17 protein-coding genes and 1 pseudogene are annotated in these 15,633 nt (G+C 66.5%); 8 read left to right on the top strand and 10 right to left on the bottom strand.

The genetic code is table 11. The annotated features are described in order from the left end of the window. Positions 1-3: 3 nt before the first annotated feature. Entirely contained in the window at positions 4-273 is a 270-nt protein-coding gene (locus VGU65_RS07285) for a hypothetical protein (protein WP_327474181.1), read from the bottom strand. 212 nt (positions 274-485) lie between these two features. Between VGU65_RS07285 and VGU65_RS07280 the strand changes: the two genes are divergently transcribed. Further along, on the top strand, positions 486-674 hold the full coding sequence (locus VGU65_RS07280; protein ID WP_327474179.1) for a hypothetical protein: 189 nt from the start codon (positions 486-488) through the stop codon (positions 672-674). A 20-nt stretch (positions 675-694) separates the two neighbouring features. Here VGU65_RS07280 and VGU65_RS07275 read toward each other — a convergent pair whose 3' ends face one another. After that, positions 695-1,168, bottom strand: coding sequence for a hypothetical protein (locus VGU65_RS07275; RefSeq protein WP_327474177.1), 474 nt, complete (start codon positions 1,166-1,168; stop codon positions 695-697). Positions 1,169-1,418: 250 nt separating this feature from the next. Here VGU65_RS07275 and bla point away from each other — a divergent pair, with 250 nt between their 5' ends. Continuing rightward, complete coding sequence (gene bla, locus VGU65_RS07270; RefSeq protein WP_327474175.1) at positions 1,419-2,309, top strand: class A beta-lactamase; 891 nt, start codon at positions 1,419-1,421, stop codon at positions 2,307-2,309. A 183-nt stretch (positions 2,310-2,492) separates the two neighbouring features. On the opposite strand, the gene VGU65_RS07265 is transcribed toward bla, so the two are convergent. Together VGU65_RS07265 and VGU65_RS07260 are read right to left on the bottom strand one after the other, a co-directional pair. Then, on the bottom strand, positions 2,493-2,999 hold the full coding sequence (locus VGU65_RS07265) for a PH domain-containing protein (protein WP_327474173.1): 507 nt from the start codon (positions 2,997-2,999) through the stop codon (positions 2,493-2,495). 112 nt (positions 3,000-3,111) lie between these two features. Beyond that, complete coding sequence (locus VGU65_RS07260; RefSeq protein WP_327474172.1) at positions 3,112-4,389, bottom strand: phospholipase D-like domain-containing protein; 1,278 nt, start codon at positions 4,387-4,389, stop codon at positions 3,112-3,114. Between the two features lie 301 nt (positions 4,390-4,690). On the opposite strand from VGU65_RS07260, the pseudogene VGU65_RS07255 reads away from it, so the two are divergent. Beyond that, positions 4,691-4,846 (top strand): annotated as a pseudogene (locus tag VGU65_RS07255) (HupB); the annotation flags it as partial. An 18-nt stretch (positions 4,847-4,864) separates the two neighbouring features. Here the strand turns inward: VGU65_RS07255 and VGU65_RS07250 are convergent. After that, a complete protein-coding gene (locus VGU65_RS07250; RefSeq protein ID WP_327474170.1) occupies positions 4,865-5,377 on the bottom strand; it encodes a GNAT family N-acetyltransferase in 513 nt (170 codons plus the stop codon). Positions 5,378-5,462: 85 nt separating this feature from the next. On the opposite strand from VGU65_RS07250, the gene VGU65_RS07245 reads away from it, so the two are divergent. After that, positions 5,463-6,296 (top strand): endonuclease/exonuclease/phosphatase family protein, encoded by an 834-nt coding sequence (locus tag VGU65_RS07245; protein ID WP_327474168.1) that lies wholly within the window; start codon positions 5,463-5,465, stop codon positions 6,294-6,296. Between the two features lie 21 nt (positions 6,297-6,317). Here VGU65_RS07245 and VGU65_RS07240 read toward each other — a convergent pair whose 3' ends face one another. Next, entirely contained in the window at positions 6,318-7,238 is a 921-nt protein-coding gene (locus tag VGU65_RS07240) for a M14 family metallopeptidase (protein WP_327474166.1), read from the bottom strand. Positions 7,239-7,360: 122 nt separating this feature from the next. Here VGU65_RS07240 and VGU65_RS07235 point away from each other — a divergent pair, with 122 nt between their 5' ends. The 3 genes from VGU65_RS07235 (at position 7,361) to VGU65_RS07225 (ending at position 10,483) form a co-directional block, all read left to right on the top strand. Next, positions 7,361-8,197 (top strand): SAM-dependent methyltransferase, encoded by an 837-nt coding sequence (locus VGU65_RS07235; protein WP_327474256.1) that lies wholly within the window; start codon positions 7,361-7,363, stop codon positions 8,195-8,197. Positions 8,198-8,318: 121 nt separating this feature from the next. Continuing rightward, complete coding sequence (locus tag VGU65_RS07230) at positions 8,319-8,600, top strand: hypothetical protein (RefSeq protein ID WP_327474164.1); 282 nt, start codon at positions 8,319-8,321, stop codon at positions 8,598-8,600. A 143-nt stretch (positions 8,601-8,743) separates the two neighbouring features. Beyond that, positions 8,744-10,483, top strand: a complete 1,740-nt coding sequence (locus VGU65_RS07225; protein ID WP_327474162.1) for a tetratricopeptide repeat-containing diguanylate cyclase — start codon at positions 8,744-8,746, stop codon at positions 10,481-10,483. 158 nt (positions 10,484-10,641) lie between these two features. Here VGU65_RS07225 and VGU65_RS07220 read toward each other — a convergent pair whose 3' ends face one another. The 4 genes from VGU65_RS07220 to VGU65_RS07205 all read right to left on the bottom strand — a co-directional run bounded on the left by VGU65_RS07220 (position 10,642) and on the right by VGU65_RS07205 (position 15,088). Continuing rightward, positions 10,642-12,198 carry a glycoside hydrolase family 30 protein gene (locus tag VGU65_RS07220; RefSeq protein ID WP_327474160.1) on the bottom strand — a complete coding sequence of 519 codons (1,557 nt, stop codon included), beginning with the start codon at positions 12,196-12,198 and terminating at the stop codon, positions 10,642-10,644. A gap of 353 nt (positions 12,199-12,551) precedes the next feature. Then, positions 12,552-13,313 (bottom strand): ABC transporter permease, encoded by a 762-nt coding sequence (locus tag VGU65_RS07215; RefSeq protein ID WP_327474158.1) that lies wholly within the window; start codon positions 13,311-13,313, stop codon positions 12,552-12,554. After that, the gene (locus VGU65_RS07210) at positions 13,313-14,269 is read right to left on the bottom strand and encodes an ABC transporter ATP-binding protein (protein ID WP_327474156.1); all 957 of its coding nucleotides are present in this window, start codon (positions 14,267-14,269) and stop codon (positions 13,313-13,315) included. Before VGU65_RS07210 ends, VGU65_RS07215 begins: the two co-directional genes overlap by 1 nt. A 192-nt stretch (positions 14,270-14,461) precedes the next feature. Then, positions 14,462-15,088 carry a GntR family transcriptional regulator gene (locus VGU65_RS07205; protein ID WP_327474154.1) on the bottom strand — a complete coding sequence of 209 codons (627 nt, stop codon included), beginning with the start codon at positions 15,086-15,088 and terminating at the stop codon, positions 14,462-14,464. 356 nt (positions 15,089-15,444) lie between these two features. Here VGU65_RS07205 and VGU65_RS07200 point away from each other — a divergent pair, with 356 nt between their 5' ends. Beyond that, entirely contained in the window at positions 15,445-15,588 is a 144-nt protein-coding gene (locus VGU65_RS07200) for a benenodin family lasso peptide (protein ID WP_327474152.1), read from the top strand. Positions 15,589-15,633 lie beyond the last annotated feature (45 nt).

The following is a 15,633-nucleotide window of genomic DNA, read 5'->3' as shown; positions in this document are numbered from 1 at the left end:
GGGTCAGACCGACAGGGGACCGGGCGGATAAGGAATGGGCATCAACGCGATGTCGCCCTGGCGCACCTTGGCCGCTTCGATACCCGCCTGGCAGCCGGCCTCGGCCGCCTCGAACAGGTCGTCGAACGGCCCGCCCGCATCCACGGTGCCGGTGCGGATCACCGGCAGGCCAGGCTGGGCGCGCAACAGGGCGAACTGCCCCACGAAGCCGCGGCCTTGCGGGGGAACCACCCAGGAACCGACCACCACGATGTCTCCGACGAGGTATGCCATCGACATGCTCCTCTGCCTGGACCGGGCCCATGGTGGGACGGGTCGGCATCACGGACAGATGAAAATGGCGGGAGCGGTGCGACATGGAGTGTGACCGCCCGCCCAAAAGCCAAGCGCATGTCCGGGCGGCCCCGTCGATGACGCCCACCACCGCTCACGCGCTCTTCCATGCCCATGCCGACAATGGCGCGATGTTTCCAAGGAGAATGGCCATGAGCACATCGCGTCCGGGCAAGGGTACGGGGGACGAGCAGAAGAAACATGCTGCCGGCCACCCTGGCAACGAAGCGCCCAAACGGCCCGCCGATACCACGGCCGGCGGCGATGCCAGAAACGATACCGGCGAGGACAACCAGCGCCAGAAAGGCGAGCGACCGGCGCAGGATTACGTGCGCCGGTAGCTGGCATCCATGCGGATGCCTCAATCCATGGTGCGTGGATTGCCGGACTCGGGAATACTGAGTTTCTGCTGCTGGTATTCGATGAGCATCTGGTCGGCGGCCAGGTAGCGCTTTTCCCTCACCGCTGCCTGCAGCAGCTGCGCGACCTCCTGACCGCTTTTGCCTCGCAGGCTCGTGCGATGCAGGTGCGCTGCCCGCTCCGGGTCATAGGCATCGGCGACCAGCTTGGCTCCCTGGGGTGACATCCCCATGGTTTGCCATGCCTCGGCAAGCTTGGCGCGCAACTTGACGAGGTTGTCCATGGAGCGGAGCCAGGACTGGCGATCGCCGTTTTCGAACCGCCTGCTGTTGTTCTGCGTCATGCGGTCGATGTTTTGTTGTTCGCGGCGCATCCGCTCAATCGACGGATCCTGCTGTGTATGGCTTTGTTGCGCAAACGTGCCTGGTGCAACCAGCGCTATCGACACAGCAAAAAAAAACCGAGCCCTGTTCATGTGCATACCCTCCTGGTGCAACCGCTGGACTGCCGGTTGATGATGGCCCCTTCACCCCGGATATCAGCATAAGTGATCCGTGTTGCCCGCGCGGTATGGCCGGATGCTGTGATGTACCGTGGGCAGGCCCAGCCTCGCCCCTCCTTCCCGGCGGTGCGATGGCCGCCCGGGCGGCGCCCGTCCGGTAGCCGCAAATCGGCCCACGGTTCGCGCATCATCGGGGGCCACTGTTCGGGACTGGTGGCAAGCCATGAAACGCCGCGACTTCATCAAGGGCAGCCTGCTGGGCGCCCTGTTGCCTGCCACGCTGGCCCACGCCGCGCGTGGCGCCGCCGGGACGGACCCGGCCGTCCGCCTCGCCGCACTGGAACGCCGCCATGGCGGACGGCTGGGTGTGGCGATCCTGGATACCGGCGGCGGACACCGGATCGCCCATCGCGGCGGCGAGCGCTTCCTCATGTGCAGCACGTTCAAGGTGCTGGCGGTGGCCGCGGTGCTGGCACGCATCGACCACGGACTCGAGCGGCCGGAGCGCCGCGTGGCATTCGGCCGCGATGCGCTGCTCGGCCACTCGCCGATCACCCGCTTGCACACCGGCGAACCGGGCATGCGGGTGGACGAGCTGTGCGGGGCGACGATCACCGTCAGCGACAATGCGGCCGCCAACCTGCTGCTCTCCAGCCTGGGCGGCCCGCAGGCGGTGACCGCGTTCGCCCGCGGCCTGGGCGATACGGTGACCCGGCTGGACCGCACCGAGCCGGAACTCAACGTCGGTCAGCCCGGCGATGCGCGGGACACCACCACGCCCGATGCCGCGGTCGATGCGCTGCAGCGCATCCTGCTCGGCGATGTACTGTCGGACGCGTCCCGCAAGCGATTGCTGGCCTGGATGCGCGGCTGCCTCACCGGCACCGACCGGCTGCGCGCCGGCCTGCCCGCCGGCTGGAGCGCCGGCGACAAGACCGGCAGCGGCCCCGCGGGCGAAAGCAACGATGTCGCGATCCTCTTTCCGCCGCACCGGCCACCGCTGCTGGTGGCCGCCTACTACGTCGCGCCCGCGGCCGACGCCACCGTGCGCAGCATGGTGCTGGCCGAAGTGGGCAGGATCGCAGCGTCGCTGGGCGAGTTGCCGACTACGTAAGGCGCCGCCAGCGTGCACCCGCCACCGTGCCTTTCCCTGCGAAGCACGAACAGGTACCGGCAAGACGATGGGGTGCTCCTGGCGGGCCTAAGCAAGGCATCTTCCATCCGCCTTGCGGGCAACTTCCCCCGTAAACGGGAAAGGATCCACGCGGCCGCATTACCCCCAGTATCGGCTCGAGGGCTACATCTGCTCCATCGGCAGCACGCGCCTGCGGGCGCGCTCGCGCAGCGAGCAGTCGCGCAGCGTGTCGGCCATCGCCTCCAGGCCGGGGATGCCGTAGAGGTACACCGACGACATGCCCGGATCGGACGAATGCAGGTGTACCTGGCATAGCCCCAGCACGCGCATCCCCAAGGGCTTGAGCACGTCGAAGTGATCCACCCGGAACAGCTCCAGGCTGTCCTTGGCCTTGGAGAACAGGCCACGCTCGACCTGCACGCGTTGTGTGGTGACGATGAAGGTGATGCTGAGGCTGCGCACCCAGTAGACCAGCAGCGCCAGGCCCAGCGTACACACCGCCAGCACGTATTGGCCGAAGCTGTAGATCACCCGGGGGTGGCCCGAGAACAGCGTCTGCTCCACCGTCGCCTCGTGCGCGGCGACGTAGCTGTCCAGGTCGGTGCCGCAGTAGCGACACTTGTGCGCAGCGGCCTGGATGAGCTCCGCGCAGGCCGGGCACCGTTTCATCCCTTCTTCCATCGCCGTCTCCTCCGCTGGGCAGGCCCGGCCGCCGTGGCCGGACCGAACGAGCCGCGATTCTAGCCGGCCGCGCGCCCAGGCGGATCAAACCCAGGCGAGTTCAGAGCTGCGAGGCGAAGCTGGCCCAGAACCTATCGCTGAGACGCTGCGACCAGGGGCGAGCGTGCAGGTGCTCCAGCGACACCAGGCCGCAGACCGCAAGGTCGCGTTCGAACACTCCGTCCATGTGCCGCGCGAAGCCGCCGTCGTAGACCACGATGTTCGCCTCGTCGTTGAGGTAGAAGGAGCGGCTGTCGAAGTTGGCGGACCCTGCAATGGTGAGGTAGTCGTCCACGATCATCAGCTTGCTGTGGAACAGCGACGGGCCGTAGCGGTAGATCTGCGCCCCCGCGGCGATGAACGGACCCCAGTAGGTGCGCGAGGCGTCGCCGACCATATGCCCGTCCACATGGTCGCCTTCGACGATGATGCGCACCTTCACCCCGCGCGCGAGCGCCGCCATCAGCGCGCGGCGCGCCGGCTCGTCGGGCACGAAGTAGGACGCCTGCAGGTCGATCGAGCGGCGCGCGCCGGCGATGGCGAGCAGGAACAGCCGCTGCGACTTGTAGTCGCCCACGCGGTCGGCGCTGGCGACCACTTGCACCGGCAGATCGCCCGGCGGCCCGGCGGCCGCCTGAGCGAACGCCGGCAACGGCTTGCCGCCGGTGGCGAGCCAGTTTTCCTCGAACACCCCGCGCATGCGGGCCACCACCGGCCCCTGGATGCGGAACATCATGTCGCGCTTCTGCGTGCCGTTGCGCGCATCGCCCAGCCACGCATCGTCGATGCCCATGCCGCCGGTATAGGCGATGCGGTCGTCCACCACCATCAGCTTGCGGTGGGTGCGCTTGTTCAGGCGGTCCAGGTCGCCCAACCGCGGCGGGCGGAAGAAGCGGAATTCCACGCCGGCCGCGCGCAATCGCTCGGCGTCCGCCTCGTTGCCGCGCGAACCCATCCAGTCGACCACCATGCGCACCTTCACCCCGGCGCGCGCGCGCTCGGAAAGCGCGGCCACGAAGGTCTGCGCGATATGCCCGGGACGCAGGATGTAGCTTTCCAGCTCGATGCTGTGCCGGGCCGAGCGGATGTCGGCGAGCATCGCCGGGAAGTAGGCGTCGCCGTTCTGCAGGTCGGCCACGGCGTCGCCTTGCGTCACCGGGCTGTCCAGCAGCGCCACCGCCTCGCGCCGGAAGCCGTCGCTCTGTACCGGCGCGACGTGGCTGGGCGCCTGCGCCAGGCCATGCCCTTCGGGCAGCACGTTGCCGACGGTGAGCCCGGCCAGGCCGATGCAGAGAAGCCCGGCCAGGCCTAGGCCGAGGGGACGCAGCCACTTACGCATGCGCGCGCCTTGCGGCCAGCGGTTGAGGCCGGCACATCGGGGCCCCAGGAAGGCCAGCGCCGCCATGGCGATCCTGCGCAGGCAGGCGTGATAGCCGGGCATCCATCGCCGGGCCAACGAGAATGAAGAGCATGGAGACACGAAGCGGTGCAGGTGCCTCTATGGTGTAGGCGGCCACCTGAAGCACAAGCAAGCTCACCCATTGGCCGGCTTGAGCCTGTGCGCTCGCCTTGGGCCCGCGGCGACCCCGCATTCACCCCCGGCGCGCTAGCGTCCGTTCACCCCACCACGGAGCCATGCCATGCCCAAGGGTGACAAGTCCTCCTACACGGACAAGCAGAAGCGCCAGGCCCAACACATCGAGCAAAGCGAGAAAAAGGAAGGCAAGTCGCAGGAATCCGCCGAGCGTATTGCCTGGGCCACGGTGAACAAGCAGGACGGCGGCGGCAAGAAGTCCTAGGCGCCCCCGCGCGACCTATACGAAGGTCGCGGCAAACCGGCGGACGGTTTCGTCCGACCCGGGAATGCGCACGCTGCCGTCAGGCTGGAAGCCGAGCTTGCCCAGCAGGCCGATCGAGCGGACGTTGTGCTCGCTCACGATCGCCAGCACGCCACGCACGCCCGACAGCTGCCGGGCGTGTTCCATGACGGCGCGGGTCGCTTCCAGCGCGTAGCCCTGGCCGGTGTATTCGGGCAGGAACGCGTAGCCGATGTCGATGCCGTCCAGGTAATCACGCTTCAGCAGCCCGGCCATGCCGATCGCCGTGCCATCCCCTGCCAACCCGACGCGCCAGAGCCCGAAGCCGTGCCGCGCGTAGCTGGCCAGCGGCCCGTCACGCAGGTAGGCACGGGCGCCGTCCAGGTCGCGCACGCCCTTGTCGGCGATGTTCTCCATGAAGCTCGGCTCGTTGAGCAACCGCAGGACGAATGCATCGTCGTCCAGACCCAACGGCTGGATGACCAGCCGCGCCGTTCTCATCGGGACCATCGGTTCACCTCACACACCAGACGCCACAGCGCGCCCGCACACGTTACCCTGTTGCGGGCACGACTTCCCCCTGCCGGAGAATCCCATGCGCCTGTGGCTGATCCTGATCGCCGCGCTCGCCCTGGCCGGGCCGCTGCCCGCGCAGACGCTGCGCGTGATGAGCTTCAACGTGCGCCTGCCGCTCGCCAGCGACGGCCCCAACCGATGGGAACGTCGCCGGGACCTGATGGTGCAGACCATCCGCGAGCAGCACCCCGACGTGATGGGCACGCAGGAGCTCTACAAGCTGCAGGGCGACTACATCGTCGGCAAGCTGCCCGACTACGCGTGGTTCGGCGAAGGCCGCTACGGCGGCGACCGCGACGAGCACATGGGGGTGTTCTACCGGCGCGACCGGCTGCGCTTGCTCGACTCGGGCAACTTCTGGCTGTCGGATACGCCGGACGTGCCCGGCAGCATCAGCTGGGGCCACCCGCTGCCGCGCATGGTCACCTGGGCGCATTTCGAGGATCGTCGCGGCCGCCGCTTCTACTACTACAACACCCATTTTCCCTACCGCGACCAGGACACCGACGCGCGCACCCGCGCCGCGCGGGAGATCCACGACCGCGTGGCGAAGCTACCGGCCGACGCGGCGGTGGTGATCACCGGCGACTTCAACACCGATCCTTCCAGCGAGGCCCACGCCCTGCTGACCAAGGGACTGCGCGATGCGCGCGAGGCCGTCGCCCATCCGGTCGGGCCGGAGGCGACCTTCCACAACTTCACCGGCACGCCCGACCGGCGCATCGACTGGATCCTGGTGCGCGGCTTCACGCCCACCCGCTACGAGACGGTGACCACCCACGAGGGCGAGCGCTATCCGTCCGACCACTTCCCGGTGATCACCGTGTTGAAGTGGAACCCGGCTAGGCACTGAGCCGGGGCGCCCACGCGTCGCTCAGGCGTGCGCCAGCGCGAAGTCGATCGCCGCGCACACCGCCACAGCCTGCGCCGCATTGCATTGCTCGGGGCTGGCGCGCGGGCTGTCCGGATAGACCTCGGTGGTGGTCTTGTAGCGCGCGTCGGTGATGCCCGCGCAAAGCCCGAGCCGGCGCAGCGGATAGCGGATCACCCCCGGCGCCACCACCGGCGAGCCGATGATCCGGCCCTCGGCGTCCGCCGGCGCGATATGGGTGACCTTGCTCACCGCCTCGATCACCGCCTGCTGGAAGGCCGGTTGCGGCGCATCCTCGTCGTCGACCAGGTAGAAGCCGTCGGGGATTTCGCCCGGTACGTAGGCCACGCCGTCGCGCGCGGCCAGCGCCGGGCGGAACTCCGACTCGTCGGTATCGGTGGTCTCATGCAGATCGACGTGCACCAGTACGCGTCCGCGCAGCGGCTCGACCAAAGCCATCAGCGCGGCCGATTCCGGCGCCGGGCTGTCCGCACGAAACGAGCGGTTGGGATCGATCGCCAGCGCGTTCCAGCGATGGATGCGCTCGTAGCCCCAGGGACTCACGCAGGGCGCCACAAGCAGATTGATCCGCCCCGCGCATGCCGATGCGTGCCGGTCGACGAACTCGAGCGCCCCATGCACGCCGCTGGTCTCGTAGCCATGCACGCCGCCGGTCACCAGCGCGCAGGGCAGGTCCTCGCGCCAGTCGCGGCTCCTGATTGCCAGCAGCGGGTAGCTATCCGGATGGTAGTCCAGGCGGCCGTACGGGATCACGTCGAAACGCGGGCGAAGGGCGTCAACCGCATGCAGCACCTGTGCTTCGTAGCTGCGCTGCCGGGCCTGGCGCGCCAGCCAGGCGGCCACTTCGGCCGGTCCCCAGGGAACGCCGGGCGTGCCGATCGGATTAGGGGCGGGGGAGGTCATCGCGTCACTCGCTGTGAGGTGGGCATCGAGGCGGCGCACTCTAGCACCGGGCTGGACCATGACCGCGGCAGGCGAGGTCTGAGGCCCGCGTGAGCCTGTAAAAATTGCCCTACTATCACGCAATGAACACACCGGTTTTGCCTGCACCCGAGAGCCCCCGCCGCGGCCGCCTGGCCTGTGTCGGCCTGGGGATGACGCTGGGGTCCCACCTGACGCCGCTGGCGCGCAGCCACATCGAGCAGGCCGACGTGGTGTTCGCCGGCCTGTCCGACGGCGTGGTGGAACTGTGGCTCGAACGCATGCACCCGGACGTGCGCAGCCTGCAGCCCTACTACGCGAAGGGCAAGTCGCGCATGAAGACCTACCGCGAGTGGGTCGAGCTGATGATGACCGAGGTGCGCGCCGGCAAGCGGGTCTGCGGCGTTTTCTACGGGCACCCCGGCATCTTCGCTTGGTCGCCGCACAAGGCCATCGAGATGGCCCGCGCCGAAGGCTACGAGGCGCACATGGAGCCCGGCATCTCCGCCGAGGACTGCCTTTACGCCGACCTCGGCATCGACCCCGGCCGCTACGGCTGCCAGCACTTCGAGGCGAGCCAGTTGCTGTTCTATGAACGCCGCATCGACCCGGCTGGGTATCTGGTGTTGTGGCAGGTGGGATTGGTGGGCGATCGCTCGCTCGTACGTTTCCAGACCGGCTCGGCTTATCGCGAGCTATTGGTGGAGTTGCTTGGGAGGGACTACCCCCTCGACCATCCGGTTATCGTCTACCGCGCAGCAACTCTGCCCATCGATCAACCTAGGATTCGTCGCCTGCGCTTGAGTGAATTGGCCCAGGCGCCGTTGACGCCCGAGGAAACGGTCGTCCTTCCACCGGCTTATGCATTGAAAGCGAATGTCGCCATGCATGCGCGGCTCGAAGCGCTCGATGAACTGGACACGGCCAGTGCGCTCGCATGACTACCGGAACCGCCTTCGCTGGCCGGAGGCGGTTAAACCATAAACACATAGCATGGCTTCGTCTGAGTGATCGGTAACCCTGGCGAACGCTTTCCAATATATCGAATACGGGGGGATAACCATGGCAGACACGATCGAGACACTCGAAACCATCGGCCGCAGTGCCTCGCTGCGCCATGCATCGGCTAATGAACTGGCGAGCCTACTGGAACGCGAGCATGCGCACGAGGTGCTGGTTTCGGCCGTAGCGCAAGGCGACAGCTCGATACTGTCCGCATTACTCGGCAGTAGGTTGAACCAGGTGCCGCAGGTTATCCAGACGCCTGCCCGCGAGGAAGAAGAACCCGAACAGGAAGACGAGGAAGAGCCTCTGGGTTCGGCTGTTCCGCATCAACGCAGCTGACCATTGCCGAACGGGGATCGGATCAGAAGGACATGCTCCGACTACGAAGCCACATCCTTCTATGGCCGGTGCTCGCGGCCCTAGTCTGGTGTGTGCTGACTCAGCCGGTCCACGCCAAAGCAAGCATCACGGACTCTTCCAGGTTGCTCGAACAGGCGGAGCGTCTGCGGACGGAAGACCACCCGCGCTTTGTGCAAATGCTCGACCAGGCCCGTCGCCAGGCACCGGCCATGTCCCGCGCCGAGCAATGGCGACTGCGTTATCTCGAAGCCTGGGAAATCATGTACCGGGGGGAATACACCAAGTCGGAGTCCCAGCTTCGAGAGATAATCGATCACTCGGGAGACACCGTGCTGGTAGCAAAGGCCTCGGCACTGCTTCTAAGCAATCTGGGCATTAACCGGCGCTACGAGGAGGCCTTCGAGCTGGCCAACCGGGTAACCGGCGAGCTTTCCCATCTGACCGACACCCAGGGGCGCTTCGTTCTCCTCATCAACCTCTCGCAGATGCTGGCCTTGGCCGGACAGGTGGACCTCGCAGTCCAGTATGCGCAAAGAGCCGAAGAAACCTTGCCGGCAGGAGAGTCTCCATGCCGCCCGGTCTACATGCGCTTGGCGGCGCTTTATGACGGAAAGCGGCTAGCCTCGAGCGATGCACAACTCATGCGGGGCATCGAAATCTGCAGCCAGGCGCACCAGCCGATCGTCACCAACGCGCTTCGACTGATTCAGGTCAGCCTGCTCTTGAACGAGAACCAGCCGCGCCAGGCGCTGGATGAACTCGACCAGATCGCCCCCAGTATCCGCGCCGGCCAATACCAGCCACAAATCTTGTCCGCACACGTGCAGCGCGCCGAGGCCTACGAAAAACTAGGCAACGACCATGAAGCGGGAAAGGCCGCGCTCGCGGCGGTGGCCATGAGCGGGCGGGACGACATCAACGAATGGCTCAAGGCCGCCTACGAGATTTTGTACAGGATCGAAAAAAAGCGCGGCAATGCGGCGGCGGCACTTGCCTACTACGAAAAATACACTGCCCAGGACAAGGGCTACCTCGACGACGTCAGTGCCCGCGCCCTGGCCTACCAGGTGGTGCAGCAGCACGTGCTGGCCAAGAAGCTCGAGACCGAGGCGCTGAGCAAGCAGAACAGCATCCTGCGCCTGCAGCAGGCGCTGGCGACCAAGGCGATGGAAACCAGCCGGCTGTACATCGCGCTGCTGTTGCTGGTGATCGCCTCGATCGTGCTGTGGCTGTTCCGGTTGAAGCGCTCGCAGCTGCGCTTCAAGAAGCTGTCCAGCCTCGACGGGCTCACCGGCACGGTCCACCACCAGCACTTCATGGGCGAGGCCGACCGCGCCTTGCGCCTGCTCGAGAAGCGGCGCGCCCACGCCTGCCTGGTGCTGATCGACCTTGACCATTTCAAGCAGGTCAACGACACCCATGGCCACGCGGCGGGCGATGCCGTGCTCAGGCGCACGGTGGCGATCTGTCGGCTGCAGTTGCGTCCGGTCGACCTGTTCGGCCGCCTGGGCGGCGAGGAGTTCGGCATCCTGCTGCCGGAATGCTCCCGCGAGCAAGGCATGGAAACGGCCAACCACATCCGCGTGGCCATCGAAAGTACGCCCATGAACGGCGGAACGGTCTCGGTGTCCGCCAGCGTGGGCGTGGCGGCCACCGACACCTGCGGCTACGTGCTGCAGCGATTGTGCATGGAGGCCGACGCCGCGCTGTACCGGGCCAAGCGCGGGGGACGCAATCGTGTCATCGCCGACATCGAGGCGGTCGAGACGATGCCGTCGGCCGTATCCGATGGATCGCGCCTGTCGGCGCCGGCCTCGCGCGGCATGCATCTGGGCACAGCCAGCGAAACGGCCGAGTCCTAGCGCCGCCCTCGCGGCAGGAATACGCACTGCCGGCCGGCGCGAAGCGCCTATCGGAACGAAGCCTTCGGTGCCCATTGCCTTCAACAGAGAAAGCCTCGCCTCTGCACGGCATTCATGGCTCGACTGCCGGCTCCCGGATTATCAGGCTGGCCGGAGCATCATCGGATGGTCGGGCGGATGTCCAGCCAGCGCAGGAACCGGTGCAGCCACGCGCGCGCAGGGTCCTGGTTCCACACGAAGGTGGCCACGCTCTGCGCCGGCAGCTCGTACTCGAAGCGGCTCTGGCCTTCCGACACCGCGATGCGACGCGCGTCCGTATGGCTGTTCACCATCACCAGCGTGATCGTCCCATCGGAGGGGTCCTGGAAGGCTACGTCGTTGATCTGCGGGTCCGGCTCGCTGGAGCCTACCCGCACGGCCCCGCGCGGCACGAACCGGCTGAAGTGCGCGAAGGCGTAGTACTCGTCATTGCGGCTGACCTCGCCGGTGCGCGAATCGATGGTGACCAGGCCCTTGCACAGGTCGCAGCCGCCCAAATGCGGGCCGTGCTGATCGTCCAGCACCAGGTTCCAGTACACCACCCCGCGCGCCCATTGCCGGACGCCTGCCAGCAGCAGGTCGCGGGCGAACCACATCAATTCGCCGTTGCGCGCCGATTCCCAATCGCCGCCCGAGCACTCGGTGATGTAGGCGTCCTTCTTCGGGTAGGCGCGATGGACGTCGCCCTGCGTCGATGGCGTGCCGCTGTAGCAGTGCCAGGCGATACCGCTGATGTAGCGCGCGGCGTCGGGGTCGCCAAGCACGGTCGAGGGCTGGCCCGGCTCATCCCAGTTGTGGTCCCAGCCGAGGATCAGCGTCCTGGGCGTACGCCGCGCCAGCGCCGGGCCGAGATACTGGCCGATCAGGCGCGCCCGGGCGGCCGCGGGCAACGCCATGCCCGGGTAGGTCTCCGGCACGAAGCCTGGCTCGTTCTGCACGGTCAGGGCGAAGATCGGGATGCCGTATCCGCGCAGGGTATCGACGTACTTGACCAGGTAGTCCGCATAGGCGCTTTCGAACTGCCCCAGCAAGTCCCCGCCGATCAGGTTGTTGCTGGACTTCATCCATGCGGGCGCGCTCCACGGGGAGGCGATGATGCGCAGCTGTGGATTGATCGCCAGTATCTCCCGCACCGCCGGTATCACGTCGCGCAGATTGGCCGTGACGTTGAAGTGCTCCAATGACGGGTCGACTTGCCCGGTGGGCAGGTCGTCCAGGGTGTAGGGCTGCGGCGAGAAATCCGACGCGCCGATGGTCAGCCGCGTCATGTCCAGATTCAGTCCCGGCGGTGGGCCGAACAATTCGTGCAGCAAGGCGCCGCGCTGCCGCGCATCCATCCGGTTCTGGAGCAGCCAGGCCGAGGCGTCGGTCAGCGCCGCCCCGAAACCGACCATGGACTGGTAGGTGCTGTGGGTATCGACGATCACGTCGCCCGGCTGGACTTCGTGCCTGGCCATCTCGACGTCGGGCTGGCGCGCCAGGCGCAGCCGGCGGTCGGCCGTGCTGAGCCACACCTGGACCGGGAACAGCACCGGGGGAGCCGGCGGCGGCTCCTGCAGCCTGACCATCGGCGGCGGCGTGCGCCGGAACGCATAAGAAGACGCCAGGGCAAACACGGTCAGCAACGCCACGGACGCGGCCACCATCCAGCCGGGAACACCCTTGCGCTCATCCATGGCGCGCATCAAGCCCGTCACGCACACTGAAGCTCACTTGCGACAACTCACGATCGACGGACCCCGGGCTTGGGCATGGCACCAGTGCGAAGAGTACCGCGTCCGCGCCTATCCCAAGGCAGGACGAGGGAATACTGCCAAGCCAGTCACGGCCCCGCGTCGATCACTCGCCATTGGCCTGTTCTGTCGATGCCGGGATGCAAGTTACGTCGCGTGCTGGCCGGATGCCTGACTTTCCTGGGCTGCTTCCGTTCCGCGCTGCCGCCATGCTGCAGCGCCCGGGTATCAGGTAATCCGCTTCTTGTAATGCAGCGGGCAGTCGAGGACCTGCCCGGCAGCATCGCGCGCCCGCTTCAGCTCTTGAGCTTGTAGCCCGTGCGGAAGATCCAGCCGATGGCGATCAGGCAGGCGACGAGAAAGCCGGCGATCGCCGCCAGGCTGGCGTCGACGCCGACGTCCGCCAGGTCGTAGAAGCTCCAGCGGAAACCGCTCACCAGGTAGACCACCGGGTTGAGCAGGGTCACCTTCTGCCACAGCGGCGGCAGCATGTGGATGGAGTAGAAGCTGCCGCCCAGGAAGGTCAACGGCGTGATCACCAGGAGCGGTATCACCTGCAGCTTCTCGAAGTTGTCCGCCCAGATGCCGATGATGAAACCGAACAGGCTGAAGGTGATCGCGGTGAGCAGCAGGAACGCGACCATCAGCAGGGGATGGGCGATGTGGTAGTCGACGAACAGCCGCGCCGTGGCCAGGATGATCAAACCCACGATCACCGACTTGGTCGCGGCCGCACCGACGTAACCGGCGACGATCTCCACGAACGACACCGGCGCCGAGTGGATCTCGTAGATGGTGCCGGTGAACTTGGGGAAGTAGATCCCGAACGAGGCGTTCGACACGCTCTGCATCAGCAGCGACAGCATGATCAGCCCGGGAATGATGAAGGCGCCGTAGCTCACCCCTTCCACGGAAGTGATGCGCGAGCCGATGGCCGAGCCGAACACCACGAAGTACAGCGAGGTCGAGAGCACGGGCGAGGCGATCGACTGCATCAGCGTGCGCCGCGTGCGGGCCATCTCGAACTTGTAGATGGCGGCGATGGCGTACCAGTTCATCAGCGGCTCCTCACCAGGTCGACGAAGATCTCTTCCAGCGAGTTCTGGCGCGTGCTGATGTCGCGGAAGCGGATGCCGGCGGCGGCGAGATCACCGAGCAAGGCGGTGATGCCGGTATGTTCGGCCTGGGTGTCGTAGGTGTAGGTGAGGTCGGTGCCGTCGGTCGACAGCGCCAGCGGGTAGCGGGAGAGCGCGGGCGGGATCGCCGCCAGCGGCTCGTGCAGATGCAGGGTGAGCTCCTTCTTGCCCAGCTTGTGCATGAGCGTGGCGGTCTGCTCCACCAGGATCAGCTCGCCCTTGTTGATCACGCCTACGCGATCGGCCATGTCCTCGGCCTCCTCGATGTAGTGCGTGGTCAGGATGATGGTGACGCCGCTGTCGCGCAGGCGCCGCACCAGGTTCCACATGTCGCGGCGCAGTTCCACGTCGACGCCGGCCGTGGGCTCGTCCAGGAACAGCACGCTCGGCTCGTGCGAAAGCGCCTTGGCGATCATCACGCGGCGCTTCATGCCACCGGAGAGCGTCATGATCCGGTGGTTGCGCTTCTCCCACAGCGACAGGTCGCGCAGAACCTGCTCGATGTGCGCCGGCTTGGGCGGCAGGCCGAACAGGCCGCGGCTGAAGCTGACCGTGTTCCACACCGTCTCGAAGGCGTCGGTGGTCAGCTCCTGCGGCACCAGGCCGATGCGCGCACGAGTGGCGCGGAAATCCCGCACCACGTCGTGGCCGTCCACGGTGATCGAGCCGTCGCCCGGGTTGACGATGCCGCAGATGATGCTGATCAGCGTGGTCTTGCCCGCGCCGTTGGGGCCGAGCAGCGCGAAAATCTCGCCGCGTCGGATGCTCAAGTCGATCGGCTTCAGCGCCTGGAAACCGCCTGCGTAGGTCTTGGTGAGGCCCTCGACCACGATGACCGGATCGACGGTCGTGGGCGCCTCGTTGTGCAGCAAGGTCATCGGCGGGCACTCCGCCGTGTTGCGCGATGCGTGCTCATGGCGTTCCTTGTCGGGAGATAGGGGCGATGACGGCCGCAGGGGTGACCGCGTCGCCGGGGCATCCTAGCGCGAGCCGTCCGCCTTCGCAGTCGGGTACCGGGCCGCGCGCCGAGCAAGCGCTGCACGCCCGCCGGAGAAGGAGCGCGACGGCGCCTAGTTGAGGTAATCGCCGCGGTCGCTCAACAGGGCCACGATATAGGGAACCCTTTGCTTCCGGAGCTCGTGGTACTCGCGCACCGCAGACTTCAAGGCCGGCATGTCGCTGGCCTGCCAAAGCCGATGCAATTGCGAAAGCTCTTCGAGGCCGCGGTCGAACAAGCCTTGCGTCGCCCGACGGATCGGCGCCAGCCGGTCGTTGGCCTGCTTCACCGCTTGGTGCAAGCACGTGTGGGACGTCGCGCGGGCGATCGCGTCGAACAATTGCCAGGTCAGGTTGACCTGATCGCCATCGGCGGAAATTTCCAGCGGCTCCGGTTTTCGAGTTGCCGGCGCCGCGCCGATATCGCATGCCATCAACAACAGGCATTCCATCCAATCGTAGAGATCGCGCAGGGCGACTTCGGTAAACAAGGGCACATGCAATCCGCTGCGGGCGTGATCGACGACCAGGGCTTCGCCGACCAGGCGATACAGCGCGAACCGGACCGGCGTGGGGCTGGTTTTGAACTCCGCGGCGAGCCTGGCCGGATCGATTCGCTGCCCGGGCGCATAGCTCCCTGATCGCAGGGCGCGCCTGACCTGCCGGTACACGAAGACGCTCTTGGAGTGGATCGCATCCATAGCTCGACTCCATGTCAGCGGATGGTTGGCTCCTGGGCCGGAGCGTACAAGGATCCGGTCTCCAGCAAGAAATTTCGACTTTCGATGGACGTCAAGAATCTCTGAGCCTGGAAGCGGGGGGCCAAAGCAGTACGCCACTGGAGCCGTATTGTTGTGGCCGGTTCCCTCAAGCGAGGGATGTTAATCCGGCGCGGCGGAATCGCAAGATGCTTCGAGTCATGCTCACATTGCGGGACCTAAATCACGCTCCCGAACAATCTTCAAATGACAGCGCAAAAATCATTTGAGAACCAAATTTTTCGCCTCGTACGCTGCCTGCGTCATGGGACCGCCATGACGTGAGCAGGAGAACTGAGATGAACACGAACGACAACGCAACTCGCACCAACGCGCAGGAAGACGTCATCGAGCTCGGCATCGCCAGCGCGGAGACGAAGGGCGGGCCGCTGACGAACGAAGTGATCGGTGGCTTCGCCCCCATGGGCATTTCGCAAGACTAAAGCCCAAGGGACGCGCCGAAGGGCGCGTCCCTTTTTTTCTGGGGG

Source organism: Frateuria sp. (genome assembly GCF_035943815.1).
Classification (GTDB): Bacteria; Pseudomonadota; Gammaproteobacteria; order Xanthomonadales; family Rhodanobacteraceae; genus Frateuria_A.
Note: the sequence above shows the minus strand (reverse complement) of the source record. Positions and strands in the feature narration are given on the sequence as shown.